This is a genomic window from Arthrobacter sp. NPDC092385 (assembly GCF_044755105.1).
Taxonomy (GTDB): domain Bacteria; phylum Actinomycetota; class Actinomycetes; order Actinomycetales; family Micrococcaceae; genus Arthrobacter_D.
In genome coordinates this window covers 444,909-470,054 of record NZ_JBIVQL010000001.1, presented here as the reverse complement: position 1 = coordinate 470,054, position 25,146 = coordinate 444,909, and the positions used below count along the sequence as shown (strand labels likewise).

21 protein-coding genes are annotated in these 25,146 nt (G+C 70.7%); 5 read left to right on the top strand and 16 right to left on the bottom strand.

Translation table 11 applies throughout. The annotated features are described in order from the left end of the window. The gene (locus ACIQCY_RS02250; protein WP_400482257.1) at nucleotides 1-1,260 is read left to right on the top strand and encodes a glycosyltransferase 87 family protein; all 1,260 of its coding nucleotides are present in this window, start codon (nucleotides 1-3) and stop codon (nucleotides 1,258-1,260) included. Here ACIQCY_RS02250 and proC read toward each other — a convergent pair. The 6 genes from proC to ACIQCY_RS02220 all read right to left on the bottom strand — a co-directional run bounded on the left by proC (nucleotide 1,226) and on the right by ACIQCY_RS02220 (nucleotide 9,735). Next, a complete protein-coding gene (gene proC, locus ACIQCY_RS02245; RefSeq protein WP_400482256.1) occupies nucleotides 1,226-2,083 on the bottom strand; it encodes a pyrroline-5-carboxylate reductase in 858 nt (285 codons plus the stop codon). The genes ACIQCY_RS02250 and proC overlap by 35 nt on opposite strands. A gap of 257 nt (nucleotides 2,084-2,340) precedes the next feature. Then, nucleotides 2,341-3,138 (bottom strand): sugar phosphate isomerase/epimerase family protein, encoded by a 798-nt coding sequence (locus ACIQCY_RS02240; protein ID WP_400482255.1) that lies wholly within the window; start codon nucleotides 3,136-3,138, stop codon nucleotides 2,341-2,343. 1 nt (nucleotide 3,139) lies between these two features. Then, a complete protein-coding gene (locus tag ACIQCY_RS02235; protein WP_400482254.1) occupies nucleotides 3,140-4,153 on the bottom strand; it encodes a Ppx/GppA phosphatase family protein in 1,014 nt (337 codons plus the stop codon). Between the two features lie 60 nt (nucleotides 4,154-4,213). Next, complete coding sequence (topA, locus tag ACIQCY_RS02230) at nucleotides 4,214-6,961, bottom strand: type I DNA topoisomerase (protein ID WP_400482253.1); 2,748 nt, start codon at nucleotides 6,959-6,961, stop codon at nucleotides 4,214-4,216. Between the two features lie 123 nt (nucleotides 6,962-7,084). Continuing rightward, nucleotides 7,085-8,809 (bottom strand): methyltransferase, encoded by a 1,725-nt coding sequence (locus ACIQCY_RS02225; protein WP_400482252.1) that lies wholly within the window; start codon nucleotides 8,807-8,809, stop codon nucleotides 7,085-7,087. Next, complete coding sequence (locus ACIQCY_RS02220; RefSeq protein ID WP_400482251.1) at nucleotides 8,809-9,735, bottom strand: rhodanese-related sulfurtransferase; 927 nt, start codon at nucleotides 9,733-9,735, stop codon at nucleotides 8,809-8,811. Before ACIQCY_RS02220 ends, ACIQCY_RS02225 begins: the two co-directional genes overlap by 1 nt. Nucleotides 9,736-9,821: 86 nt before the next feature. On the opposite strand from ACIQCY_RS02220, the gene ACIQCY_RS02215 reads away from it, so the two are divergent. Together ACIQCY_RS02215 and ACIQCY_RS02210 are read left to right on the top strand one after the other, a co-directional pair. After that, a complete protein-coding gene (locus tag ACIQCY_RS02215) occupies nucleotides 9,822-10,472 on the top strand; it encodes a GNAT family N-acetyltransferase (protein WP_400482250.1) in 651 nt (216 codons plus the stop codon). 47 nt (nucleotides 10,473-10,519) lie between these two features. Next, complete coding sequence (locus tag ACIQCY_RS02210; protein ID WP_400482249.1) at nucleotides 10,520-12,991, top strand: DEAD/DEAH box helicase; 2,472 nt, start codon at nucleotides 10,520-10,522, stop codon at nucleotides 12,989-12,991. Nucleotides 12,992-13,174: 183 nt separating this feature from the next. Here ACIQCY_RS02210 and ACIQCY_RS02205 read toward each other — a convergent pair whose 3' ends face one another. The 7 genes from ACIQCY_RS02205 to ssd form a co-directional block, all read right to left on the bottom strand. Then, the gene (locus tag ACIQCY_RS02205; RefSeq protein ID WP_400482248.1) at nucleotides 13,175-13,561 is read right to left on the bottom strand and encodes an Rv3654c family TadE-like protein; all 387 of its coding nucleotides are present in this window, start codon (nucleotides 13,559-13,561) and stop codon (nucleotides 13,175-13,177) included. Continuing rightward, on the bottom strand, nucleotides 13,554-14,027 hold the full coding sequence (locus ACIQCY_RS02200) for a TadE family type IV pilus minor pilin (RefSeq protein ID WP_400482247.1): 474 nt from the start codon (nucleotides 14,025-14,027) through the stop codon (nucleotides 13,554-13,556). The genes ACIQCY_RS02205 and ACIQCY_RS02200 overlap by 8 nt, the downstream gene beginning before the upstream one ends. After that, entirely contained in the window at nucleotides 14,027-14,590 is a 564-nt protein-coding gene (locus ACIQCY_RS02195; RefSeq protein ID WP_400482246.1) for a DUF4244 domain-containing protein, read from the bottom strand. Before ACIQCY_RS02195 ends, ACIQCY_RS02200 begins: the two co-directional genes overlap by 1 nt. 228 nt (nucleotides 14,591-14,818) lie before the next feature. Further along, nucleotides 14,819-15,424: a type II secretion system F family protein gene (locus ACIQCY_RS02190; RefSeq protein WP_400482245.1), complete on the bottom strand. Its 606-nt coding sequence runs from the start codon at nucleotides 15,422-15,424 to the stop codon at nucleotides 14,819-14,821. Continuing rightward, nucleotides 15,424-16,239 carry a type II secretion system F family protein gene (locus ACIQCY_RS02185; protein WP_400482244.1) on the bottom strand — a complete coding sequence of 272 codons (816 nt, stop codon included), beginning with the start codon at nucleotides 16,237-16,239 and terminating at the stop codon, nucleotides 15,424-15,426. The genes ACIQCY_RS02190 and ACIQCY_RS02185 overlap by 1 nt, the downstream gene beginning before the upstream one ends. Before the next feature lie 11 nt (nucleotides 16,240-16,250). Next, the gene (locus tag ACIQCY_RS02180) at nucleotides 16,251-17,420 is read right to left on the bottom strand and encodes a TadA family conjugal transfer-associated ATPase (protein WP_400482243.1); all 1,170 of its coding nucleotides are present in this window, start codon (nucleotides 17,418-17,420) and stop codon (nucleotides 16,251-16,253) included. A 134-nt stretch (nucleotides 17,421-17,554) separates the two neighbouring features. After that, the gene (ssd, locus tag ACIQCY_RS02175; RefSeq protein ID WP_400482242.1) at nucleotides 17,555-18,625 is read right to left on the bottom strand and encodes a septum site-determining protein Ssd; all 1,071 of its coding nucleotides are present in this window, start codon (nucleotides 18,623-18,625) and stop codon (nucleotides 17,555-17,557) included. Between the two features lie 105 nt (nucleotides 18,626-18,730). Here ssd and ACIQCY_RS02170 point away from each other — a divergent pair, with 105 nt between their 5' ends. Continuing rightward, nucleotides 18,731-20,425 (top strand): bifunctional 3'-5' exonuclease/DNA polymerase, encoded by a 1,695-nt coding sequence (locus ACIQCY_RS02170; protein ID WP_400482241.1) that lies wholly within the window; start codon nucleotides 18,731-18,733, stop codon nucleotides 20,423-20,425. Nucleotides 20,426-20,529: 104 nt separating this feature from the next. Continuing rightward, nucleotides 20,530-22,020 carry a hypothetical protein gene (locus ACIQCY_RS02165; protein ID WP_400482240.1) on the top strand — a complete coding sequence of 497 codons (1,491 nt, stop codon included), beginning with the start codon at nucleotides 20,530-20,532 and terminating at the stop codon, nucleotides 22,018-22,020. Here ACIQCY_RS02165 and ACIQCY_RS02160 read toward each other — a convergent pair. The 3 genes from ACIQCY_RS02160 to ACIQCY_RS02150 form a co-directional block, all read right to left on the bottom strand. Next, nucleotides 21,932-22,618 carry an NUDIX hydrolase gene (locus ACIQCY_RS02160; RefSeq protein ID WP_400482239.1) on the bottom strand — a complete coding sequence of 229 codons (687 nt, stop codon included), beginning with the start codon at nucleotides 22,616-22,618 and terminating at the stop codon, nucleotides 21,932-21,934. The two genes, ACIQCY_RS02165 and ACIQCY_RS02160, sit on opposite strands and share 89 nt — an antisense overlap. Nucleotides 22,619-22,750: 132 nt before the next feature. Then, nucleotides 22,751-23,554: an endonuclease III gene (nth, locus tag ACIQCY_RS02155; RefSeq protein ID WP_400482238.1), complete on the bottom strand. Its 804-nt coding sequence runs from the start codon at nucleotides 23,552-23,554 to the stop codon at nucleotides 22,751-22,753. Between the two features lie 63 nt (nucleotides 23,555-23,617). Further along, entirely contained in the window at nucleotides 23,618-24,928 is a 1,311-nt protein-coding gene (locus tag ACIQCY_RS02150; RefSeq protein ID WP_400482237.1) for a hypothetical protein, read from the bottom strand. Between the last annotated feature and the right edge of the window lie 218 nt (nucleotides 24,929-25,146).

Genomic DNA, 25,146 nt, shown 5'->3' with positions numbered 1-25,146 from the left:
GTGGGTCGCCGCTCCCCCACCCCGACGCGCCGCGCCGACCGCCCCGCCCGGCCGGCGGCGGCCACCGCGGTTGCCACCGCGGCTGCCGGCGCGGTCGTGCTCGCCGTCGTCGTCCTCGCCGCGCAGATCCACGGGCTCGACCTCTCCGTGTACCGCGAGGGTGCGCTGGCGCTGCTCGGGCGCGCCGGGGAGAAGGATCTGTACGACGACGCCCTCGTGCAGACCGATACGCGCGGGCTGCCGTTCACCTACCCGCCGTTCGCCGCCCTCCTCTTCGTGCCCCTCGCGCTGGTCCCGGCGGGCCTCGCCCTCGGGATCGTCACCGCCCTCTCCTGCGCCTGCCTCGTCGCGGTGTCCGTCGTCGTCGTGCGGTACCTGCGCCACGGCGGGACGCCGCACCGCCCTGCGGACTGGACGCCCGCCGCCGTCGTGGCCGCGATGCTGCTGATCGGCATCAGCGGGCCCTGGCGGGAAGGCCTGGGGTTCGGCCAGGTCAACGCCCTCCTGATGGTGCTGGTCCTCGCCGACCTGCTGCGGTCCACCCGGCTCCCCTCCGGCGTCCTGATCGGCCTCGCCGCGGGGATCAAGCTCACGCCGCTCGCCTTCGGGCTGGTCTTCCTCGCCCGGCGGGACTGGCGCTCGCTCGCCTGGATGGCGGCGTCCTTCGCGTCGACGGTCGCAATCGGCTGGAGCCTCGCGCCCCGGGAGTCGGCGGCCTTCTGGCGCGACGCCCTGTTCGACTCCTCCCGCGTGGGAGCCACCGCGGATCTCTACAACGTCTCACTCAACTCGATCGTCGCGCAGTCGGGACTGGTCGAGGGCCTGCAGCGACCCGCCTGGGTGCTGGCGTGCCTGGCCGTGATCGCCGTCGGCTATGTCGCGATCCGGCGGGCCGACGACGACGGCGACAACCTGAGGGCCATCGCCGCCAATGCCGTCGTCATGCTCGCGATCTCACCGATCTCGTGGTTCCACCACTGGGTGTGGATCGCCCTGGTCTTCCCGGTCGGCCATGTGTTCGCCCGCAGGCAGACAGGCGCACTCCGCACGGCGAGCCGGGTTCTGCTGGCCGCGCTGGTACCCGTCATGATGTTTTCCTCCATCACCGTGACCCTCACGCTCACCGGCACCGTCTCGGGCGAGGGGCCGCTACCGCTTCGGCTCTTCACCGGCCTGGGGGTGGTCCTCCCGGTCGCGCTGCTGGCCCTGTGGGCCCTCCGGCCCCTCAGGACGACGCCGGACCTGCCAGTTCGCGCGTGATCTCCGCCGCGCGGGCCGTCGCGGCCCGGGCTCCCTCGGCGATGGTGTGCGGCAGGCCCAGCTCCTCGAAGGTCTCGAGGGCGCTCTGCGTGGTCCCGTTGGGGCTCGTGACGGCACGGCGGAGGGCCGCCGCATCGGCGCCCTCCTCGGCGAGCATGAAGCCGGCTCCGGCGACCGTCTCCCGGGCGATCAGCTCGGACAGCCCGGCGTCGAGGCCGAGCCCGATGCCGGCCGCCGCCATGGCTTCGGCGAGGTAGAACGCGTAGGCGGGTCCGGAACCGCTCACGGCCGAGAGGGCATCCACCTGGTGCTCGGGGATCTCGACGACGGTGCCGGCCGGCCGCAGGAGGTCCCGGGCCCGCTCCATGAGCTCAGGGCCCGCCGTGGATCCGGCCGAGATGGACAGCACTCCCCTGCCGAGCCGCGACGGGGTGTTGGGCATCGAGCGGATGACCGCCTGGCCCTCCCGCAGGGCCCCCTCGATCATCGCGATGGACACCGCCGCGGCGACGCTGAGCACGACGGCGGACGGCTTGAGCGCCGAGGCGATCTCCCGTGCCAGCGGGACGATACCCACGGGCTTCACGCCCAGGATGACGACGTCGGCATCGAGTACCGCGGCGATGTTCGCGCCGTCGTCATCACCGGTGGCACGGGCGTGCACGCCGTACCGCTCCCGGAGTTCCCCGGCCCGCTCGGCCCTCCGCACCGTCGCCGTCACCAGGGCGGGGTCGAGGCCTGCGGCCAGCAGGCCCGCGAGGATGGACTCGTTCATCGATCCGCAGCCGAGGAAGGCGATGCGCTGCGAGGGTTGCGTCGTCATGGCCCCATCCTGCCACGAGGGGCTCCCAGCCTACTCCCAGCGGCCTTGGTGCTCCGGCACAAGGAGGAGCCCTAGTGTTGGGAACACCTCATAAGGGTGCGAGTGATGAGGACCGGAATTCCTGAGCCGGTCCGGCGTCGGTGGCAACAGATGATCCCCCAACATCTGGCAGTCCGCCGGCGCCATTCCCCGTTAAACGCCGGAGTCCCCGCGCCCCGTCGGCGCCCTCCCCTCCCCGGCTGCCGCTTGGCCTCCCGTCAGTGCCGCAGGTGCGCCCGCGCGAAGCTGAGGGTCTCCGCCAGCCACTCCTCGCGCTCCCCGGCTGCCCTCGCCCTGCGGGTGCTCACCTCGACGGCCACCACGCCGTCCCATGCCGACTCCGCGAGGTGGCCGAGGGCCTCGGCGCACCGCTGCTGGCCCTGGCCCGGGAGCAGGTGCTCGTCCTTGCCGTTGGGCGTGCCGTCGGTCAGGTGCACATGCGCCAGCCTGCTGCCGAGCGCACGGATCTCCTCGTACGAATCCATGCCGGCGATCGCCGCGTGGGAGAAGTCCCAGGTGATGCGCTCGTACGGTTCCGGCACCGGATTCCAGTGCGGCAAGTACGCTTTCGCCTCACGCCCCCGGACCTTCCAGGGGTACATGTTCTCGACGGCGATCTCGACGCCGTACTCCGCTGCGACGCGCGAGATCCCCTCGGGGAATTCTTCGGCGTAGCCGGTCTGCCAGCGGAACGGCGGGTGGGTCACCACGGTCCGGGCACCCACCTCGGCGGCCATCGCGGCGGACAGCTGGATCTTCGTCCAGGCCTTGCCCCAGACCTGCTGCGTCAGGAGCAGGGTCGGAGCGTGGATGGCCAGGATCGGCATCTCGTAGCGCTCGCTCAGCACGTTGAGCTGGTCGGGGTCCTGGCTCACCGAGTTGTTGGTGACCATCACCTCCACGCCGTCGTACCCGAGGTCCTGCGCCAGGGCGAAGGCGTCGTGGACGGCGAGCGGGTAGACCGAGGCGCTGGAGAGGGCAACCGGGATCGACGGCCCGCCGGTCGGCTGGACCATGTCAGGCTCCCCTCTTCAACGGGGTGCGCGGCGTGGAGTCGAGCTGGGCATGCCCCACCCCGGCTCCCGGCAGGGGCTCGTCCGCCTCGAACATCTTCGCGTCGAAGCGCCGCAGCAGCAGCCCCTCGCGCAGCGCCCAGGGGCAGATGTCCATGGAGGGCACGCCGAACAGCTCGAGGGCAGATTCCGCGACGAGTGCTCCCGCCAGGACCTGCGGTGCGCGCAGCTCCGAGACGCCGTCGAGGTTGGTGCGGTCCTCGATCGTCATCGCCGCAAGGCGCTTGGTCCACAGCTTGAGGTCCTCGAGGCGCAGCTCCCGGCGGACGAACGGGCCGGCGGCGGACGGCGCGGCGCCGGCGAGGCGGGCCAGCGAGCGGAAGGTCTTCGAGGTGCCGGCGACCAGGTGCGGTTGGCCGAGGTGGGCGAACTGCGGGACGGCGTCACGCAGGGTGGCCCTGATGTAGCGGCGCAGTTCCTTCACGCTCTTGGCCGAGGGAGGGTCCCCGCGCAGCCAGTCCCGCGTGAGCCGGCCCGCGCCGAGGGGAACGGAGAGCGCCACCTCGGGGAGCTCGTCGGTGCCCATCGCCATCTCGAAGGAGCCGCCGCCGATGTCCAGGTTCAGGATCGATTCCGCGCCCCAGCCGTACCAGCGGCGGACGGCCTGGAAGGTCACCGCCGCTTCCTGGTCGCCGGACAGTTCCTGGAGGTCGACGCCGGTCTCCTCCCGCACGCGCGCGAGGACCTCGCTCCCGTTGCCCGCCTCGCGGATGGCCGAGGTGCAGAACGCGAGGAAGTCCTCGGCGTCGTGACCCGTCGCGAACTTCCGCGCCTCCCGGACGAAGCCGACGAGTTCGTCCTGGCCCTTGCGGGAGATCCTGCCGCGCTCGTCGAGGTAGGCGACGAGCTGCAGGGGCTTCTTATGGGACGCGAAGGGCACCGGCCGGCCGCCGGGATGGGCATCCACGAGCAGCAGATGGACCGTGTTGGACCCTATGTCCAGTACTCCTAGCCGCATTTTCCCCGCGCTTCCAGCTCTCGACCCGTTGTTCCGTGTTTCCCCGTGCCGCGGTGCAGGCTACTTGCCCGCCGCGACCTTGCGCTTGGCCGGCGCCCTGCGTGTCGTCTTCTTCGGGGCCGGGCCCTTGGCGCGCTTCTCGGCGAGCATGTCGATCGCCTGTTCGCGCGTCAGCTCCTCGATGGCCATGGAGCCGGGCACCGTGATGTTCGTGACGCCGTCCGTGATGTAGGGGCCAAAACGGCCGTCCTTCACCACGATGGGCTTCTCGCTCACCGGATCGTCGCCGAACTCCGCCAGGGGAGGAGTCACCGTCCGGCCGCCGCGCTGCTTGGGCTGCTTGTAGATCTCCTGCGCCTGCTCGAGGGTGATCGAGAAGATCTCCTCCTCCGAGCCGAGCGACCGGGAATCGCTGCCCTTCTTCAGGTACGGGCCGAAACGCCCGTTCTGCACGGTGATCTCCTTGCCGTCCTCGTCCGTACCGAGGACGCGCGGCAGGTTCATCAGCTTGAGGGCATCCTCGAGCGTCACGGTGTCCACCGACATGGACTTGAAGAGCGACCCGGTGCGCGGCTTGACCTTCGCGGGCTTCTTCGGCGGTTTCGGCTTGCCGTTCTTGTAGTACTCGACCGGCTGGCTCGCCAGGTCCTCCGCGGTGACCTCGGGGATCAGCTCGATCACGTACGGTCCGTACCGGCCGTCACGGGCCACGATGGTGCGTCCCGTCTCCGGATCGGTGCCGAGCACACGCTCCTGGGACACCGGCGCTTCCATCAGCTCGAGGGCCTTCTCGGCCGTCAGTTCGTCCGGGGCCAGGTCCTCGGGGACGTTGGCGCGCTGCGGTTCGGTGCCTTCCGGGGCGTCCGCCGGCAGGGGCTTCTCCAGGTACGGCCCGAACTTGCCGACGCGCAGCGTAATGCCGTCCGCGATCTCCACCGAGTTGATGCGGCGCGCGTCGATCTCGCCGAGCTCCTCGACGATCGTGTGCAGGCCCGTGTTCTTGCGGTCGCCGTAGTAGAAATGGTTGAGCCACTCGACGCGGCCTGCTTCGCCGCGTGAGATCCGGTCGAGGTCCTCCTCGAGCTCCGCCGTGAAGTCGTAGTCCACGTAGTCGTTGAAGTGCTCCTCGAGCAGGCGCACCACGGAGAACGCGATCCAGCTCGGCACGAGGGCCTGCCCCCGGGAGGTCACATAGCCGCGGTCCATGATGGTGGACATCGTGGCGGCGTAGGTCGACGGACGGCCGATGCCGCGCTCGTCGAGCACCTTCACGAGGGACGCTTCGGTGTAGCGCGGGGGCGGCGACGTCTCGTGGCCGACGGCCTCGATCGCCGTCGCGCCCAGCGCATCGCCCTTGGTGACGTTCGGCAGGCGGGTACCCTGCGCGTCGCCGTCGGTCCCGTCCTCGGTGCGGTCGGCGTCGCGGCCTTCCTCATAGGCGGCCATGAAGCCGCGGAAGGTGATGACGGTGCCCGAGGCGGCGAACTCGGCGTCGCGTCCGTCCGCACTCTTCGCGCCCAGGCGCAGGGACGCCGTGGAGCCCTTGGCGTCCGCCATCTGCGAGGCGACGGTGCGCTTCCAGATCAGCTCGTACAGGCGGAACTCGTCGCCGCGCAGGGACTGCGCCACCTGGGCCGGCGTGCGGAAGGAGTCGCCGGCGGGCCGGATGGCCTCGTGCGCCTCCTGGGCGTTCTTCGCCTTGCCCTTGTACACGCGGCGGGACTCGGGGACGTACTCGGGGCCGTACAGCTCCGACGCCTGTCGGCGAGCGGCGTTGATGGCCTGGTCCGAGAGCGCCGACGAATCGGTACGCATGTAGGTGATGTACCCGTTCTCGTACAGCCGCTGGGCCACCTGCATGGTGACCTTCGAGCTGAAGCGCAGCTTGCGGGCCGCTTCCTGCTGCAGGGTGGACGTCGTGAACGGGGCGGCAGGACGGCGCGTGTAGGGCTTGGTCTCGACCGAGCGGACCGTGAACGCGGCACTCTCCAGGCCGGTGGCGAGCGAGCGGGCGGCGTCCTCGTCGAGCCGCACCGCGTTCGCGGCCTTCAGTTCCCCGCGGTCGGAGAAGTCCTTGCCGGAGGCGATACGGCTGCCGTCGACGGCGACCAGCTTCGCCGGGAACGCACTGCCCTTCGAGGAGTCCCCGGGGGTGAACGTGCCCGTGAGGTCCCAGTACGACGCCGCGCGGAACGCCATGCGCTCGCGTTCCCGCTCGACGACGAGGCGCGTCGCCACGGACTGCACGCGGCCGGCGGACAGCCCGCGCGCCACCTTGCGCCACAGCACGGGCGAGATCTCGTAGCCGTACAGGCGGTCGAGGATGCGCCGGGTCTCCTGGGCGTCGACCATGGGGATGTCGACGTCGCGCAGTTCACCGAGGGCACGCGTGACGGCTTCCTTGGTGATCTCGCCGAAGGTCAGGCGGTAGACGGGGACCTTCGGCTTCAGGACCTGCAGCAGGTGCCACGCGATGGCCTCGCCCTCGCGGTCGGCGTCGGTTGCGAGGTAGAGCTCGTCGGCGTCCTTCAGGGCGGCCTTGAGCTCTGCGACGGTCTTCCGCTTCTCGGGCGACACCACGTAGTAGGGCTCGAAGTCCTTGTCGAGATCCACCGCGAACTTGCCCACCGAGGACTTCTTCAGCTCCGCCGGCAGATCCGACGGCTGGGGGAGGTCACGGATGTGCCCCATGGACGCCGCGACCTGGAAACCCTCACCGAGGTACCCCGAGATGCTCTTGATCTTGCTCGGGGACTCGACGATGACGAGCTTCTTGCCGTGCTTCTTGTCCGTGGCCTTGGTCGGCACTTCTCTCCTATATATACGAGTGCGATGCCGCGGCAGCGACGTGGGCATCCGGTCCGGATCCCGCTGCTGGGCCTCACGTCACAGTATGCGTCATGAGTACCTGCACAAGGGTAACCGCTGGTTTCAGGGGGCTGGAATCAGGAAGCCCTCGCGGATGAGCTGCTCCACATCGACCAGCAGGCCCGCCGTGAACGCCGCATCGGGCCTCTCCAGCAGCATCGCGAGCGCACCCGCGATCTGCCCGGCCGTGAGGTCGCCGTCGCACGCGGAGACGAAGCCGGCCAGTTCCGTGCTGAGCAGGGTGGTGCGTCGGAGGCCCGCTCCCTGCCGCAGCAGGATGACTCCGGGGTGCTCCGCGCCGGGCCGCTGGTGCCGTTCCTCGGTGACGTCGTCGGCGACGAGCAGGTATTCGTCGGCGATGCCGATCCCCGAGGCGGACTGCTCGGTGTGGGCCGCCAGCCAGTCGTTGCGCCGCACCGCCGCGGCCAGGTGCGGGCCCACGGGTTGCTCGATCTCGTGCGTGATCTCCTCGAGCGTGACCCGGACGAGGTCGCTGGAGGTGGCCGGCCTGCGCAGCCACACCGACCCGAAGCCGATCCCCTCGACGTCGCGCGAGGCGAAGTCCGCGAGATAGTCGGCGAAGCTGTCCAGGTAGGCGTCGCGGTTCCGGTTCTCGGCCGCGTCCCGCAGCCACGTCTCGGCGTACTGCACCGGCGTCAGCTGCTCACGCTGGATGATCCAGGCGTCGACGCCCGGAGGCACGAAGCCGCGGACGCGCCGGTCCCACGCCGCACCCTCGGGGATCTCCCAGTTACCGAGCAGCTGCGCGGCCCCGCCCGGCGCGAGGACTCCGGGGAGGTCCCGGACCAGGGTCTCGACGAGGGTGTCACCCGCCAGGCCTCCGTCACGGTAGGTATAGGCCTCCTCCGGTGGGCCCGTGCGGGGCGTGATCACGAAGGGAGGGTTGGACACCACGAGATCGAACCGCTCGCCCTCCACGGGTTCGAGCAGGCTGCCCAGGCGCAGGCTGACCCGCTCGTCGGGTCGCTCCGGATCGATGCCGAAGGCGGCCGCGTTCAGCAGCAGGTTGAAGCGGGCGAACGCCAGCGCACGCGCCGAGATGTCCGTCGCCGTGACATGGCGGGCATGCGGGAGCAGGTGGAAGACCTGGATGCCGCAGCCCGTCCCGAGGTCCAGGGCACGGTCCACCGGCGTCCTCATGACGGTCTGCGCGAGCGTCAGGGAGGCGCCGCCGATACCCAGCACGTGGTCGTGGCGCAGGGGCCCCGGCCGCTGCTCCGACCCGAGGTCGCTCGCCACCCACAGGTTGCCGCCGACGTCGGAGCCGTAGGGGCGCAGTTCGACGGCGGCACGCCAGGAGCGTTCCGTGGCGGAGTCCTTCCCGCGGTGCTTCCGCGGGTCCGCCGCGGGGTCTTTTCGCGGGTCCTCCGCCGGGTCCGGTCCCGACAGGCCCCTGACGTCGGCGTCCCCGGTCCGCTCGATGAGCCTCAGCTGCTCGAGGCCGGTGACGCCGAGGCGGGGGAAGGCGGCCGCGAGCTGCTCCTCCGGCACGGTTCCACCGAGGAGCCACAGCAGCACGGGGACAGCCGGTGCATTCTCCTGAACGCGCAGGAGGCGTCGGCATTCCAGCAGCGCGGGAACCAGCTGCCCCCTGCCGAGGGCCGAGTACGCCGAGGTGCCGAGGAGGGCCTCGACGCCGTCCACCGTGTAGTCGAGGGCCGTCAGGTCCGCGGCCAGAGCCGCCAGTGCGGAAAGATCGCGGCTCGACGGCGCGGAGACGACGTCGTCGTCGAATTCCTGCCGGTCCACGGTGTCCACGGTCGGCATCAGGCAGCGCCCGCTGCCGTTGCTTCGGCCTCGTCCGACTCGCACCCCTGCGGGCATCGCAGCGTCGCCGGGTCCGCCGCGCAGCCGGAGCAGTACAGGGTGAGGTTGCGGCAGGACGGGTTGGAGCAGTTCTCGAACGTGTTCGTGGGAGCCTGGCAGCGCACGCACCTGCCGAGCGTGACGGCGGAGTCGCTGAACTCGAGGTGCATGCGCTTGTCGAAGACGTAGAGCGAGCCCTCCCACAACCCGCCGTCGCGGTACTTCTCGCCGTAGCGGACGATGCCGCCGTCGAGCTGGTAGACCTCCTGGAAACCGCGATTGACCATGAGGCTGGACAGCACCTCGCAGCGGATACCGCCCGTGCAGTACGTGACGACGGGCTTGTCCTTCAGGTCGTCGTACTTGCCGGAGTCCAGCTCCCGGACGAAGTCCTGGGTCGTCCGCACGTCGGGCACCACGGCTCCCTTGAAGCGGCCGATCTGAGCCTCGAGTGCGTTCCGTCCGTCGAAGAAGACGACCTCCTCCCCTGCGGCGCGCTTGGCATCGACCAGCTCGTGCAGCTCCTCGGGCGCGAGGTGCCTGCCGCCACCCACGACGCCGTTCCCGTCGACCTTCAGCTCACCGGGAGCCCCGAAGGAGACGATCTCGTCGCGCACCTTGACGCTCAGCCGGGGGAAGTCGTCGGCGCCGCCGTCGGACCATTTGATCTCCATGCCCCTGAACGCCGGGTACTCGCGCGTGGTCTTGACGTACTGCTTCACCGCGCCGATCTCGCCGCCGACCGTGCCGTTGATCCCGTCCTTGGAGATCAGGATCCTCCCGCGCAGCCCCCACTTCTCGCAGAGTGCGCGCTGCCAGAGCCTGATGGCTTCGGGATCGGGCAGTGGTGCAAAGGCGTAATAAAGGGCAATACGGTTCATCGACACGGCTTAAAGCCTACTTTGCGTCTCAAAACGGCAACCCTCACGGCCGTCTATGTTCTTGGCCCCCTTCGAGAACTATCGTTCAGCACATGGGCGCACATGCAGACAATGAACTCCTCCAGACCTGGATCACCGGATGGTCCGCCTGTCGCGGGTACGAGCCGCACGACGACGGCCGCAGCACCTCCGTCCGGCTGACGGACCAGCAGGACCAGACGGAGCACTTCCTCTTCGAACCCACCGAGGAGCAGTTCCTCGACCTGGCGACCGCCACCAAACAGGACCCGATGCGGATACTGACGGTCGTCACCAACCGGATGCAGGACCTGATCGACGCCGCCGTTCCCCTCGGCATGCGGGTGACGGACCGCCAGCAGTCCCTGATGAGCGTCGACATGGGCGGCCAGGACGTCGAGGACCCTCGACCGCCGGGCGACGATTTCACGCTCGAGCGCGAACAGAGCGGGGCCTGCCGGCATGTGACGGTGCGCTCCGACGGACACCTGGCAGCCCGTGGCTCGGTGTCGGTGGTCAACGAATACGCCGTCTACGATCGCATCGTCACCGAGGACGGCTTCCGCCGCCGCGGGCTGGGCAGCTATGTGATGCGCGCCCTCACCGCCGGGGTCCTCGAGGACGACGTGACGACCGGCCTGCTCATGGCCTCCGCCGATGGTCGCGCGCTCTACGAATTCCTCGGCTGGCAGCACCTCGCCGACGTGTTCGTCATCAGAGGATAAGGGCCCTTCCCGCAGCCCTCCCCGCCGCCCGATGGGACAATTACGGCGTGGCTGCGCAGAACTCCCTGATTCCCCTGCTCGGGGGTGGACCCGACCCCGAGCAGCTGCTGCATGTCCGCGAGATCCCCGCCCGTGAAGCGGAGTACGCGCCGTGGCCCGACTGGGCCCACCCCGACGTGGTCGGCGCCTTCGCCGCGCGTGGGGTGCGCGAGCCGTGGCGCCATCAGGTGGAGGGCGCCACCTCCGCCCACGACGGCGTGCACACCATCATCGCGACGGGCACCGCCTCCGGAAAATCCCTCTGCTATCAACTGCCCGTCCTCGACGAGATTCATCGCAGCGAGCTGGCGAACCGGGTCACGCTCGCACCGAACGGGTCGGTGGCCCTCTACCTGGCGCCCACGAAGGCGCTCGCCGCGGACCAGCTGTCGGCGATCAACGCGCTGAAGCTGCCGACCGTCCGGGCCGAGACGTACGACGGCGACACGGAGTCCGGCGCCCGCCGCTGGATCCGCGACCACGCCAACCTCGTCCTCGCGAATCCTGACATGCTCCACTACGGCATCCTGCCCAACCACACCTGGTGGGCGCGGTTCTTCCGGCGGCTCAAGTACGTCGTCATCGACGAGGCGCACAGCTACCGCGGAGTGTTCGGCTCCCACGTCGCGAACCTCCTGCGACGACTACGGCGGATCTGCGCGAGCTACGGCGCGGACCCCGTGTTCATCGGGGCATCGGCGACGTCGGCCGAGCCCTCCGCTTCCTTCGGCAGGCTGATCGGCGCTCCCGCGCACGCCGTCGACCGGGACAGCTCGCCGCACGGCTCCACCACGGTCGCCTTCTGGGAGCCGCAGCTCACGGGCATGAAGGGCGAGAACGGGGCCCCGAGCCGCCGGACCGTCATCGCCGAGACCTCCGACCTGCTCGCCAACCTCGTGTCCTCGCACGTGAGGACCATCGCGTTCATCAAGTCGAGGCGCGGCGCGGAGAGTATCGCCCAGACATCCAGGCGCATGCTCGAGGACGTGCACCCGAGCCTCCCGCACCGCATCGCGGCCTACCGCTCCGGCTACCTGCCCGAGGAACGGCGCGCCCTCGAGTCGTCGCTGCGCAGCGGTGAGCTGCTGGGTGTCGCCAGCACCTCTGCGCTGGAACTCGGGATCGACATTTCCGGCCTCGACGCCGTCCTGGTGGCCGGTTGGCCGGGCACCCGCGCGTCCCTCATGCAGCAGATCGGCCGGGCGGGGCGCTCGGGCCAGGACGCGCTGGCCGCGTTCGTCGCGAGCGACGACCCCCTCGACACCTATCTCGTGCACCATCCGGAGGCCGTCTTCGACCTCGCCGTCGAGGCCACCGTCTTCGACCCCTCCAATCCGTACGTCCTCGGTCCGCACCTGTGTGCTGCCGCTGCCGAGTTGCCCCTCGGCGACGACGACCTCGAGCTGTTCGGTGCCACGTCCCGGGATCTGCTCGGCACCCTGTGCGACCAGGGCTTCCTCCGGCGTCGGCCCGCAGGGTGGTTCTGGACCCACCCGCAGAGTGCTGCAGCGATGGTGAACCTGCGGGCCGACGGCGGCGGGCCGATCAACATCGTGGAGGCGGAGTCGGGCGCCCTGCTCGGCACGATGGACTCGCCGCAGAGCCACTACCAGGCCCATCCCGGCGCCGTGTACGTGCACCAGGGCCGGACCTACGTCGTCCAGGAACTCAATGAGCAGGATCACTGCGCCGTGGTGTCACGCGCACAGCCGGACTACTACACGCAGGCACGGGACGTCACGCAGATCGAGGTGATCGGCCGCGATGTGAGCCGGCTGTGGGGCGGCGTCCTCGCGAACTTCGGCGACGTGAAGGTCACCACCCAGGTGGTCTCCTTCCAGCGCAAGGCCTTCTCCTCGAACGAGATCCTCGGCGAGGAACCCCTGGAACTCGAAGCCCGGGACCTGTTCACGAAGAGCGTGTGGTTCGAGATCAGCCCGGAACTGCTCGAGGCCGAGGGGATTCTCGCGGAGGAGCTTCCCGGAGCCCTCCATGCCGCCGAACACGCGGCGATCGGCTTGCTGCCGCTCGTCGCCTCGAGCGACCGCTGGGATATCGGAGGGGTGTCCACTGCCCTGCACGCCGACACCGGGCTGCCGACCATCTTCGTGTACGACGGGCATCCCGGCGGCGCGGGCTTCGCCGAACGCGGGTTCGAGGCTGCCCGCACCTGGCTGTCCGCGACACGGGACGCCATCGAGGCCTGCGAGTGCGAGTCCGGTTGCCCCTCCTGCGTCCAGTCGCCCAAGTGCGGCAACCGGAACAACCCGCTGAGCAAGGGCGGGGCCGTCGCGGTGCTGTCCCTCATCCTCCAGCAGGCCGCGGGCGCTACCGCGGGTGCCCCGGCAACTGACGGGCCGCCCCGCCTGGCACCCGGGGACATACCCTCTTCCCAGACCGATGCATCCGCGGAGTCCGCGTCCGCACAGGTCGCCACGCCGGCCGATACCGGGGACGACCAGCAGGCGGCACTCCGGTAGGACCTCCCGCCTCGGACCCTCGACGGATCACCGGCTCTCCACTCGGCAGGCGGGCGGGCGCGTCCGGGTCCCGGCAGATCCCGCGCCGCAACAGCCCACCCGGCCGCCGCGTCGCCCATCGAGCACGCATCCGCTGCACCCGCTGCAACCGCCCTGACAGTGCGGCCATGCGCCCTCGCCCTGTCAGGGCGGCGGACCTGCTCGTGCCGTGCCGAGCGCGTCCGGCAGCAGGCCGGGGACGCCGACCGACACCGTCACGAGTGCCGTCCCCGGGCCGGTCTGCCCGATCCTGCACGCCTGCACCGCTGCACCGTGCCGCTCCGCGACCGTCCCCGCTGCCGAGCAGGGGTCCCCCGGTGAAAGCCCCCGGGCAGTATCTGCGGCGGCCAACGCCGCCAGATCAGCAGCGGTTGCTGCTTTCGATGCTGCGGCCGCTGCCTGCAGCAGGAGGGCCGCCGAAGCGACGAGCAGCAGCGCCAACAGTGCAAGACCGGCCATCAGCAGCGTCCCGGCGCCGCTCTCGGAGCCGAGGCGAACCGGTCCGCTCCCCCTCGACCTGCGGTCACCCATCGTGTTCCTCCCGCCCCGACGCCGTCGCGCTGAGCACGATACCCATCAGCTCGACCACGGGTCCGTGCACCCGCGCACGTACCTCGACCGTCGTCCACCCCTCACCGGAGGCCACATGCGCCGTGGCGGTGCTTCCCGCCAGCCGCTGTACCGTCTGCTCCACGGACGCCAGGGATTCGCCCCGCATCACCTCGCGGGCACCCGCCCGGGCAGCCTCCTCGAGCCGCAGCTGGACCGCGCCGACGTGCGCCGTCCCGAGCAGGAGGGCGAGCAGGACGACCAGGGTGGGAAGCACGACGGCGACTTCAGCGGTGACCGAACCCAGCTCCGCATGAGCGGTGTGCCGCATCACCGTCCGGCGCACCAGGGACAGGGCGTCCGCGCCCTCGGTGAGACGCCGGTATCCCGAGCTACACGACGAGGACCGCTCGGCTTCGTGCTTCGTTCCGCCCTGGCCGGCGCTCATCAGCCGAAGTTCAGCGCAGAGGTGATGAGGGACATCAGGAGACCCTTGATCTCGCCACTCGACAGTACGGCGACGAGCAGTGCGGCGAACCCGACCGCCGCCAGTGTGGCGATCGCGTATTCCGCGGTCGCCATGCCTGCTTCGCGGTCCGGGGTCGACTGCCGCCGATGGCGGATCGCCCGCTCATTGGATCGCTGACGGCGAGCTGCGGTACGACGCGCAGACCGGTTCCTGGCACGGCCCGAGCCGGCACTGTCGCTGTCACCTCCGGTGTCACGGTCGCCTCCGCTGTCACGGTCGCCTCCGCTGTCCCTCGGCCCCGTCACGCGCCCCTGTTCCGCTCGCAGTGCAGGAACGGCGGCGTCCCCCCGGAGCGGATGTCCCAGTGGTGCTGGGCCCGACCGGCCCGTTCCCGGCTGTCCTCCCTCGTCGCGGAGCCGGACCCGTTCCTGATCGAACTGTCCCAGGTACCCACCGCCGAGGCACCGCGCCTCGCCTGCGGGTGCTGCGGACGTCCGGAACGCCGACCCTTCGGCCTCCGCCAGGTGCAATCTCTCCGACATGACATCTCCTCCTATCGACGTGGGGCGTGGCCCCACGTGCTGTGAGCGGCGATCGCCGCAGTACCAACTCTGGCGATTCGCGGCGATGCGGCGGTCGAGGGATCGGGGTAAGTGGATAACCGCTCCACGGTCCGCGATCGTGCGATGCCTCCCCTCCTCCGACCACAGGACGGTTCGGAAGGGGGCACCCCACCTGCGGCGGTCGGCGGCCGACGGTCGCCCGTCGGGCTAGAAGGCCGGCAGGAGACCCAGGACCACGGGGACCACTCCTAGGCAGATGAACGCCGGCAGCGAGCACAGACCGAGCGGCAGGACGAGCCGCACGCCGAGCGCAGCGGCCTGCCGCTCGGCCTCGCGGTTGTGGCGTCGCCGCAGCTGGGCGGCGTGGGCATGCAGGAGGGACGCCGATGGCGCGCCGGTCGCGGTGGCGAACCGGAGCCCCTGCCGGATGTCGGCGAGAACCTGCCCGGTACGGCGTGCGGCCGGTGACGCACGGACAAGCCTCCCGCTCACCTCGACCGTACCGACGCCCACAGACCCCGCTTCCCACGCCGCAGTCCAGGAGGCCCCGAGAAGCCGGGCGGCGTGGACGCGGGTCAGGACGGTTCCGATCCGGGGTTCGCAGGATCGGGCAACGACGGACAGGGCGGTCTCGACCGGCGAACCGGCCGACAACATCGCCGCCATCAGGTCGAGGACGAGCGGCGCGTCCCGGATACCCGATCGCGGCACCTCATCCCCGGCCGCACCGGCTGTCCGGCGGATGCGCCCCGACCTCGCAGCAAGGACCACCGACCCTGTTGCCAGAAGAAGGGACACGAGCACGCCTGCCATCACGGCTCCCCGCCTTCGGCAACCCGCACCAGACGGCGGGACCATACGCGTGCCACCGTCATGAGGAGCGCTCCCGTACCGAGCGCTGCACGGCCCAGCGGCGACCCGAGCAGCACCTCCAACGGGTTGATGCCGAGGGCGAAGCCGAGGACAAGACCGACGGCCGGCAACCAGGCGAGGAGCACCACCGTGGCGCGCGGTCCGGCCAGGGCTGTCTCCCTGGCCGAGAGACCGTCGAGCTGGGCGTCGAGCTGGGCGGCGTAGTGCTCGAGGATCTCCGCCAAGGGGGCACCGCTGCGCTCCGCCACCATCAGGCATCCGGCGAGATCGATCCACAGCCGTTCGACGTGCGTACTGCCCGGTGCTTCGGCACGATCCCCGGAGTGGCCTCCCGGCGGGTGAAGAAGGGCATCGGGAACGCTCAGACCGAGTTCAGCAGCCCGCCGGGCAGTCGCGATGACAGGAGAAACAACGGCGGCGAATCCGCCCCGACCGTCGGCATACACGAGTTCCATGTCCGTCCAGAGCGTCTGCGGCGGCCGTCCCGCCCGGAGGAGCCCGGCCATCTGATGGACGAAGAGCGGCAGCTCGTGGAGATCGATTCGAGGGCGCCCACCGAGCCGGGTCCTCCGGGAGAGCCGGGCGAGTCCCGGCTGGCGGAAGCCTGTGCTGCCGGGGCGAGGTGGACCCCCCAAGGCAGCAGGGGCCGGAGCCGCGCCGGGCGAACCGGGGTGCTCCAGGGCTGACATGGCGCCTGCTCGTGCCGGCCTGGGCAGCGTGAGGATCGCGCAGGCGGTCGCCAGCAGAAGAGCCACGGCGATCCCGATCATGAGGAGGGCCCCGACGTGCGCTCCGGTTCCCACTCGGAGCCGGCAGTTCCCACCCGGCGTGCGAACTCGTTCCACCCGGCGGCACGGCGGCATCCTGTTCCGGAGTCGACGAGGACGGGACGGACGACAAGACCCCGAACCGGATCCAGTTCCAGAAGCCCGACACTCTCCACGCGCCGGCCCTTCGCATCCCGTACGACGTGCACCACGACGTCGAGGGCGCTCGCCGCCTGCAGGGCAAGCGCACCCGGTGTCAGGCCCGCGAGCGCCGCGAGCGCGGCCAGCCGCGCCGGTACCGCGTCTGCGGAGTTCGCGTGGATCGTCCCTCCGCCGCCGTCGTGCCCCGTATTCATCGCCGTCAGCAGTTCGCGCACCTCCGCGCCCCGGCATTCGCCCACGACGAGCCGGTCCGGCCTCATCCTCAGGGCCTGCCGCACCAGTTCGGTGAGGTCCAGCACCCCGGCACCTTCGAGGTTGCCGTGTCGCGACTGGAGGCCGACCGTGTGGGGGTGGGCGGGGTTCAGTTCCGCGGCGTCCTCGACCAGCACGACCCGCTCGTGCGGTCCGGCCAGCCCGAGCAGCGTGGAGAGCAGCGTGGTCTTGCCCGTGCCCGTGGCACCGCTGATGAGGAAGTTCAGGCGCTGCTGCATCATCAGCGTCAGGGCCTCGGCCATGAGTGGCGCGACTGTCCCGCTGACGACGAGTTCCGCGAGCGGGAAGACGCGCGTGCGCCTGACCCTGATGGAGAGGAGCGTTCCCGCCGTCGAGATGGGAGGAAGGACCGCGTGGACCCGGAGCCCTTCGAGGCGGACGTCGACGGCTGGGCACCCATCGTCGAGGCGTCGGCCCCCGGCGGCGACGAGGCGGACGGCGAGCGAACGCACCTCCTCATCACCGGGGAATACCCGACCGACGCGCTGGAGCCCGGCGGTCCCGTCGACCCAGACCTCGTCGGGTCCGTTGACGAGGATGTCCGTGATCGATTCATCCGCGAGGAGGTGCTCCAGGGGCCCCAGTCCCCTGAGCTCGGCACGCACGCGGTCGAGGGCTGACAGGGTGCCCTCGGACCCGAGCAGCCTGCCGCTCGATCCGACGGCATCCGCGAAGGCGGCACCGGTTGGCAGGACGCTGCCGGTGAGGACGGCCCTGCGCACGACATCGACCATGGATGAAGCGTCCGTGTCGCCGGGTGGTGCCGCACTGGCCGGCATCCAGTCGCCCTGCGCCGAGGGGTCAGGACCACGCCTCGCGGACGTGCGCAGCTGCCGCCGGGTCGGCGGGCCGGAGGTCTCCCGCTCGCTCATCGCGGTCGCACTGCATCCGCCACGAGGGATGCGACGACCTTGCGTACCCGCCTGGACAGGGAGAATCCCAGCATGCCGCCACCGGCTTCTGCGGTTGACGCTCCTCGGACGAAGGGAAGGTAGGGCAGGGGGCCCGCCCGACCCAGCAGGTCCGCGACGAACCAGGGGTCCAGTCCGTCGAGGACGGGACCACGCAGGACGACCGTCACGGGCAGGGGCCCGTACGCCGAGAGGACCGCTGGGACCGCTGCAGCACTACGCGGTCGCGACGGGACGAGGAGGACGAGGCGGTCGCATGCCGCCACAAGCGACGGAACGGCAGCACCGCTGCCGAGATCGACGAAGGTCGTGTCGAAGGCCCCTCGCGCGGCGTCCAGCACGACGTCGGCCGATGCCATGCCCTCACCGAGCACGGCACCGGCCCTGTCGGGTCGCGCGGTATGGGACAGGACCGCGAGCCGACCCTCGGCGGGCAGTGCGGACGCCAGCCGCTCGGCGCTCAGTGTCCCCCTGGTCTCCCGGAGGTCATGCCATCTCACCCCAGGACGTTCTTCGAGACCGAGGGCGAGATCGAGGCCACCCGCCGTCGGATGGCCGTCCACCAGGAGGGCAGGGCCCCCGTGCTGTGCCGCGTGCCGTGCGCACCAAAAGGCGAGTGTGCTGACGCCGCATCCCCCCGCCGCTCCGAGGAAGCCGACGACCGAGCCGGAGGAAGCCGGGTTGAGGCGCCGGCCGAGGTGTTCGGCAAGCCATCCTGCGCCCTGGGGCAGGATGACGACACGCGACGACGGGAGCCCGGCCGCGGCTCCCCAGGCCCTCGATTCGTCGTCGGCCGCTCCGACGACGATGACGTCCTTCCGGCCCGGCATTCCGCCCGCCACCTGTTCGTGGCCCACGATCAGGACCGCCGGGTCCAGGGACGGCGCTTCGGCGAAGCTCCGGGCGAACACCGGACTGATCCCGGCGGCCGCGCAGGACCTCGCCACCTGGTCCTTGACGAACTGCGAACCACCCACGACGACGACCGGCCGGCCTCGAGCGTTCGGGGTCCACGTCTGCTGCGTCATGGTCCGAGCATTGCGGGGCAGTACGCGGTCCGGCGTCTGCATCAGCGCTATGTGGATAATGCGACCGATTGAAGGAATGACACCGCCGCCGCGGACAATGTGACCATGTACATCGCCGTGGCGCCCCTGCCGTCGGGTCGCGGGAACCGTGGGGAGGTAGCGCTCCAGCACCTCGACGCCCATGGTGGCCGGATCGGTGGAGCGACGCGGGTCGACCGGGACGGGTTCGCGGCCGCTGTCGCCCGCGCGGAAGCCGGGCGCCCCCGCTGGGTGTGGAACAGCACCAGGCTCTGGTATCCCGACCTGCTGTCCGCGGGGGTCGACGTCGACCGCTGCTGGGACCTGACGCTGACCCGCAGCATCCTCGCCTATTCGAAGTCCTGCCGGCCTTCTACCTACATCGATTCCCTGAGGGCTGCAGCCCCGACCGACGACGGGACCGATCCGCCCCGGCTCCTGCTGCCACCCCCGCCGGCTCCGAACCAGCACTCGCTGTTCGACGAACCGCAGGACCCGACGGGACCCTTCCTGGACGAGGTCGTTGAACAGTTCGGGCACCAGGTGCACGCCATCGCGCACGCTGCGGAACCGGCACGGCTCAACCTCCTCGTCGCCGCCGAGTCCGCGGGCTCGCTCATCGCCTCCGAGATGGAGCACTGGGGGCTGCCTTGGCGCAGGGACATCCACGAGGAACTGCTCGAACGGAGCCTCGGACCACGACCGCCGGAGGGAGCCCGGCCGGCGGAGCTGGAGCGGCTCGCGGGCGAGCTGCGCGCCGCGCTGGCGAATCCCACCCTGAACCCCGACTCGCCGCAGGAGGTCCTGCGTGCACTCCACCGGGCCGGGGTCGAGGTCAGGACGACGCGCTCCTGGGAACTCGAACGGCAGCAGCACCCCGCGATCGGGCCTCTCCTCGACTACAAGAAACGCTCGCGCCTCCTGACGGCCAACGGGTGGAACTGGCTCGACGCATGGGTGCATGACGGCCGCTTCCGGCCCGAATACGTGGTGGGCGGTGTCGTCTCCGGCCGCTGGGCGTCCCGAGGCGGCGGCGCCCTGCAGATTCCACGGCAGGTGCGCGACGCCGTGAGGCCCGACGAGGGCCATGTGTTCATCGTCGCCGATGCCGCGCAGCTCGAACCCAGGGTCCTGGCGGCCCTCGGCCAGGATTCGGCGCTCGCGGCCGCCGCCCGGGGCAGGGACCTCTATCAGGGCATCGCCGACCAGGGCTTCGGTGGCGACCGGTCGAAGGCCAAGCTCGCGATGCTCGGTGCCATGTACGGAGCGACCAGCGGCGAGTCCGGCAGGCTGATGCCGCAACTGACGCGCGCCTATCCGCACGCGATCGGCGTCGTGGAGGCGGCGGCCCGGGCCGGGGAGTCGGGTGAGGGCGTCTCGAGCTACCTCGGCCGCGGGTGCCCGCCCGCTTCGGATGAGTGGCGTGCGCGGCAGCGGACGACGACGGCGGAGGAACAGCGCCGGGCCGATGGTGCCGCGAGGGCGCGAGGGCGCTTCACGCGGAATTTCGTGGTCCAGGCATCCGCGGCGGAGTGGGCGCTGTGCTGGCTCGCGGAAATCCGGCGGCGACTGTCCACGAGCACCATCCAGCAGCCGCGAAGCCGCATCACCTTCTTCCTGCACGACGAAGTGGTCCTGCATGTGCCGGAACGGCAGGCCGGCGAGGCCGCTGCCATCCTCGACGACGCGGCGAGAGCGGCGACACGCCTGATCTTCGGAGACATCCCCATCGAGTTCTCCATCACCACGGTCACGGTCTCGTCCTACGCGGACGCGAAATGATCCGGGCGGTGCTGCTGCCGTACTTGTCCACATACGCCTGGTCCACGATCCGCAGGAGGTGATGCCCCCGTACGGTTGCAGCACGGATGGGGAAGGCGGAATGCGTGGGCGTCCTGAGGATCGATACCGGCCGTTATGGGGAAGCAGCGGGGCTGGCTGCCGCTTCCGGGCGCATGATCGCCGATGCAGTCGCAGCGGCGGGCTCCGCACTCTCGCGCACGGCAGGGATGGCGGGGTGGGATGCACTGGGCGTCGAATGGGCGGCCGGCTACGACCCTGCGGCCCGCGAGGTACTCGCCGCGTGCCAGGACATCGCGCTGGCGTCCTCCGATACCTCGCGCGCCCTGATCGTGGCCGCCGGCAACTACATCACCGCCGAGCACGTCGCATCGATGGGCGCAACCGCACTGATGGCGCCTCTGATCCGGGCGGGTCTTCCCGAGGTCGCCCCTCCGTGTGTCCCCTGTGCAAGCGACGGGAATCCCGGCTGGCCCCCACCCTGCTGGGACATCGTCGCCGGCATCGCGGGAGTGGTCTGGCCCGCCGGCGACCCCGAGCTGCTCCGAGCGGCGGCCACCGCCTGGACCGCGCTCACGCATGACATCGAGGCGAGCGTCACCGGGCCTTCCAGCCAGGCGCGCGGCGCCCTCGACGGCCTGCTGGCCGAAGACCTCACCCTCTTCCGTGACCGGAGCGCCGCGATCGAGGATTCCGCCCGCCTGATCGCGCAGGCGTCGAGGGACATCGCCATGGGGTGCACGTCACTCGCCGACGCCGTCGAGTCGGCGCACCAGGAGCTGATCGACGAAACGCGGTCCTTCGCCCTCGAATGCGCTGCCCTGGCCGCCGCCGGAACCGCGCTGAGCTTCGTCACGCTCGGAGGGTCGGCAGCCATCACGGCGCTGATCGGTGCAGCACGCACGGCGCAGATGGTGGCGCGCGTCCACCAGGTACTCGCACGCCTCGGCCTGCTCGCACGGTCCGTCCCGGTCGTGTCCCTGAGGATGCCGGGGGCGGCACGGCTGAGGGCTGGGCTGCAGGCACTGGCAAGGACACCGACCGTCCTCCGATCGGCGGTACCCGGCGTCCGGCACGCCCTCGACGCGGCATCGGGGGCGATGATCTCCCCGGGCAGGCTGTGCAGCCTCGCGCCGGCGGTGCGCCTCATCCGGCCCGTCGGCGCGTCGGGCCTCCGCATCATCGATTCCAAGGCGGTCTCCGTCGCCCTGTCCAGCCCGGCTGCCCTGGCCCGAGAACACCTGGCGATCCAGGTACGCCGCGGCATGTTCCCGAAGGCGGTACCGGGCGGCGGGTCCGAGCAGGTTCTCGCCCTGCTGCGCCATACCCGCGCCTCGCCGATCATCCCGGCGGCGGAGTCCGTGCTCAGGAACAAGGATCGTGTCGAGACGGTCGCCGAACTCGTGGCCCTCCCTGCAGCGCTCAGGGACCGGTACGCTCCCGGCAGGATCGAGGGTCCGTCGCCGCGATCTGCAGGACCGGGTCGTCTCACAGCGGTGCAGGTATCTCCCGCGAGCGGTCCCACGGCTTCGTCCAGCCGAGCCCGTCGAACGCCGCATCCAGCAGCATCGCCGTGAAACCCCAGATCACGGCGTCGGGTGTCAGGAACGCGGGGGTGCGGCTGATGAACCCGTCGCGGCGCACGACGGCGGTCCGCCGGCGTGACGAGTCGAGCAGCGTACTGACCGGGCACCGGAAGACCAGTTCGGACTCCGCCGTGTCCACGGCGTGGACCGGGGACTGCTCGACCCACCATCCGACGACGGGCGTGACGATGAAGCTGCTCACCGGGAGCCCGACCTCCGGCAGTGTCCCCAGGATCCTGATCCCCTCGGGGTCCAGCCCGGTCTCCTCTCGGGCCTCGCGGAGGGCGGCCGCGGCTTCGTCCTCGTCTTCGTCGTCGATGGCACCGCCGGGGAAGGCCACTTGGCCGGGATGGTTGGAGAGGGTACTCGCCCGCATGACGAACAGGATGTCCAGGTCGTCCGGATCCGTGCTTCCCGGGGCAGGATCGGCGTGATGCACATCCCGGGCGCCGAAGAGGATGAGAACAGCTGCCCTGCGGCTCTTCTCGGGATCCAGCGTGGCGAACTGCCAGCCCTCGGGCCGGAGCAGCACCGCGTGCGGCGCCTGCATCTTCCGCACCCAGCCCGCCACTTCGTCGAGGGCCGTCATCCGAGTTCCTGCCGGACGCACCGAGCCGATGCACTCGGCTCCACGGGCGGCACGGGCGGCACGGGCGGCACGGGCGGCACGGGCGGCACGGGCGGCACGGGCGGCACCCAGACCCTACCCGGCCTCGCGCAGCTAGGCACCCAGACCGTACCCGGCCTCGCGGAGCTCTGCTCGGGTACGGCCCGCCCTCATCAGCTCGAGGAGTTCCTCCCGGCCGGGCGCGAGCTCATACTTGAGCAGCTTCGCAGCCTTCATCGGATCCGTCTCGCCCTCCCCGTAGGACGGACACAGGGCAGCAATCGGGCACACGCCGCACGCGGGCTTCTTGGCATGGCAGATGCGGCGGCCATGGAAGACGACGCGGTGCGAGAGCATCGTCCAGTCCTTGCGCTCGAAAAGGGCGGCGACATCGAGCTCGACCTTCACCGGGTCCTCCGAGGCTGTCCAGCGGAACCGGCGGGACAGCCGACCGAAATGGGTGTCCACGGTGATACCCGGGACACCGAAGGCGTTGCCCAGGACGACGTTGGCCGTCTTGCGCCCTACGCCCGGAAGCGTCACGAGGTCCTCGAGGCGGGCCGGCACCTCACCGTCGAACTCGTCGACCAGCCGCCGGGAGAGCGCGAGGATGCTGTTTGCCTTCGCACGGTAGAAGCCGGTAGGCCGGATCAGTTCCTGCACCTCGAGTTCCTCGGCTTCGGACAGCGCCCGGGCGTCGGGGTAGCGCTCGAACAGTGCCGGAGTGGTGAGGTTGACCCTCACGTCGGTGGTCTGCGCGGAGAGCACCGTCGCCACCAGGAGTTCGAACGCGTTCCGGAAGTCCAGTTCGGCCACCGCGTACGGGTAGGTGTCACCGAGGATCCTGTCGATCCTCCGTGCCCGTCGCTTCAGGGCGACCGGCGACTCCTCCTCGATCTTCGCTTTCCTGCCTGCCACTCGCGTCTCTCCTGTCGGACGGTACTTCGTGAACTCCTGGTCGGCGGTGGCAGGGGTCAGGAATCAGTCGCTGGGGGCGCGCTCGATGTTGCGCAGGTCCCGCAGGATGCCGACCGCACCTGTGCGCTTGTCCTGCACCAGGAACTCGTTGCCGCGGTCCTCGATGCCCACTTCCCAGTCACCAGGCTGCAGCGTGAAGACCTCCCGGCCGGTTTGCTCGTCGAAGACGCGCCGCGGCGATCCGACCGCGAACCAGAACGCCTCGAGGACAGGCTCCTCCTCCGCGGACCGCGTGGCGGTGATGGGTTCCTGGCGGCCACGCTCCTCCGGAGAGGTGTCCGCTGCAGCATGGGTCCGCGGGGAATCGTCCCGGACCACCTCGTTCACCCGCGTCTCGTCGACGGCATGGGCACCCGCCTCGGAGCCATGGGCCGCCGACGCCTCGTCGTTCGGCGCGGTCTCCTGGGACGCTCCGCGCTCCAGGCCGGACTGGCCGGACGCTGCGGCGCCTGCTCCCACCGCTCCCGCGCCGCCTGCACCGTACAGGCCTGCGCCGTTCTGGAGGACCGCCGCCGCGGCAGGGTTCACGCCGCCGGAGTCGGGCTGGCCTGCGTCGGAAGCGTCGACCGGGCCGCTCGTCACCGGCCTCGACGACCGGATCACCGGTGCCGCGGGCTTGGCTTCCTTGGCGGGCTTGGCCTCCTTGGCCTCCTTCGCGGGCTTCGCGGGCTTGGCAGGTCGCGGTCGCGCAGCAGTGATCGGCCGTGCGGCGACGCGCGCCGGCACCTCCGGCCGGTCCGAGAAATCGTTCTTGAGGACGGGGAGGAACGGCCCGGCAACGGTTGCCGCCACCATGCCCAGGGACCCGATCAATGCCAGCAGCGGACCGGCGTGGAACGCGGTGACGGTCTGCAGGAAGAAGAAGGTCGCAGCCAGGACCGCGGACACCGACGCGAACTGGTCCACGGACAGGGAACCCACGCGGAGGCCGGAGCTGCCGAGCCGGCGCCCCGCAAGGAGCGCCAGCGCGATCACGGGCAGCAGGATCCCGATCCCGATGAAGAAGAGGGGGGCCGTGTTCCAGAAGTTGGCATAGCGCACCACGCCATCGATGAAGGGAAGCAGCGTGCCGATGAACACGAGCGCGACACCCCCGCCGAAGACGAGCTCCCGCAGGGTGAATGGTCCCAGCACAGCCTCGCTCGGGCCCGAGGGCCCGGGCACCGAGGACTGCGTCGCAGGACCGGACGGCGTGGCCTTCCCCGGACGGTCCGGCGTGCCGACGGCTGATGCGCCGGCCTCCCCGGCTGACTCCGGCCGGGCCGTCCCCTGTTCGACGACGGTGCTGCGCTGCCCCTCGGATGCTTCGGTCATCTCTTACTCCCGTTCGTAGCGCTGATCGCCGGAGGATATCGATCACCGGCGTCGGTTACCTCCTTCCACCCTAGCCACCGGTCCGCCCCATCTCCACCGATGAGGTGCGGGGCGGGAGCCGCTCATCGCACAATCCCGGCATCTCGGCTAGGTCCTGTGACGCCGGGCACACACCGGCCGGGAGAACTCGATAGTGTTCCCCTAGAGCACGTGGTGGT

Coding starts and splice junctions, on each gene's coding strand:
- proC (WP_400482256.1), bottom strand. CDS start 2,083: ATGACGACGCAACCCTCGCAGCGCATCGCCTTCCTCGGCTGCGGATCG.
- ACIQCY_RS02240 (WP_400482255.1), bottom strand. CDS start 3,138: ATGGTCCAGCCGACCGGCGGGCCGTCGATCCCGGTTGCCCTCTCCAGC.
- ACIQCY_RS02235 (WP_400482254.1), bottom strand. CDS start 4,153: ATGCGGCTAGGAGTACTGGACATAGGGTCCAACACGGTCCATCTGCTG.
- ACIQCY_RS02225 (WP_400482252.1), bottom strand. CDS start 8,809: ATGCCGACCGTGGACACCGTGGACCGGCAGGAATTCGACGACGACGTC.
- ACIQCY_RS02215 (WP_400482250.1), top strand. CDS start 9,822: ATGGGCGCACATGCAGACAATGAACTCCTCCAGACCTGGATCACCGGA.
- ACIQCY_RS02205 (WP_400482248.1), bottom strand. CDS start 13,561: ATGGGTGACCGCAGGTCGAGGGGGAGCGGACCGGTTCGCCTCGGCTCC.
- ACIQCY_RS02200 (WP_400482247.1), bottom strand. CDS start 14,027: ATGAGCGCCGGCCAGGGCGGAACGAAGCACGAAGCCGAGCGGTCCTCG.
- ACIQCY_RS02195 (WP_400482246.1), bottom strand. CDS start 14,590: ATGTCGGAGAGATTGCACCTGGCGGAGGCCGAAGGGTCGGCGTTCCGG.
- ACIQCY_RS02190 (WP_400482245.1), bottom strand. CDS start 15,424: ATGGCAGGCGTGCTCGTGTCCCTTCTTCTGGCAACAGGGTCGGTGGTC.
- ACIQCY_RS02180 (WP_400482243.1), bottom strand. CDS start 17,420: ATGGTCGATGTCGTGCGCAGGGCCGTCCTCACCGGCAGCGTCCTGCCA.
- ssd (WP_400482242.1), bottom strand. CDS start 18,625: ATGACGCAGCAGACGTGGACCCCGAACGCTCGAGGCCGGCCGGTCGTC.
- ACIQCY_RS02170 (WP_400482241.1), top strand. CDS start 18,731: ATGTACATCGCCGTGGCGCCCCTGCCGTCGGGTCGCGGGAACCGTGGG.
- ACIQCY_RS02160 (WP_400482239.1), bottom strand. CDS start 22,618: ATGACGGCCCTCGACGAAGTGGCGGGCTGGGTGCGGAAGATGCAGGCG.
- ACIQCY_RS02150 (WP_400482237.1), bottom strand. CDS start 24,928: ATGACCGAAGCATCCGAGGGGCAGCGCAGCACCGTCGTCGAACAGGGG.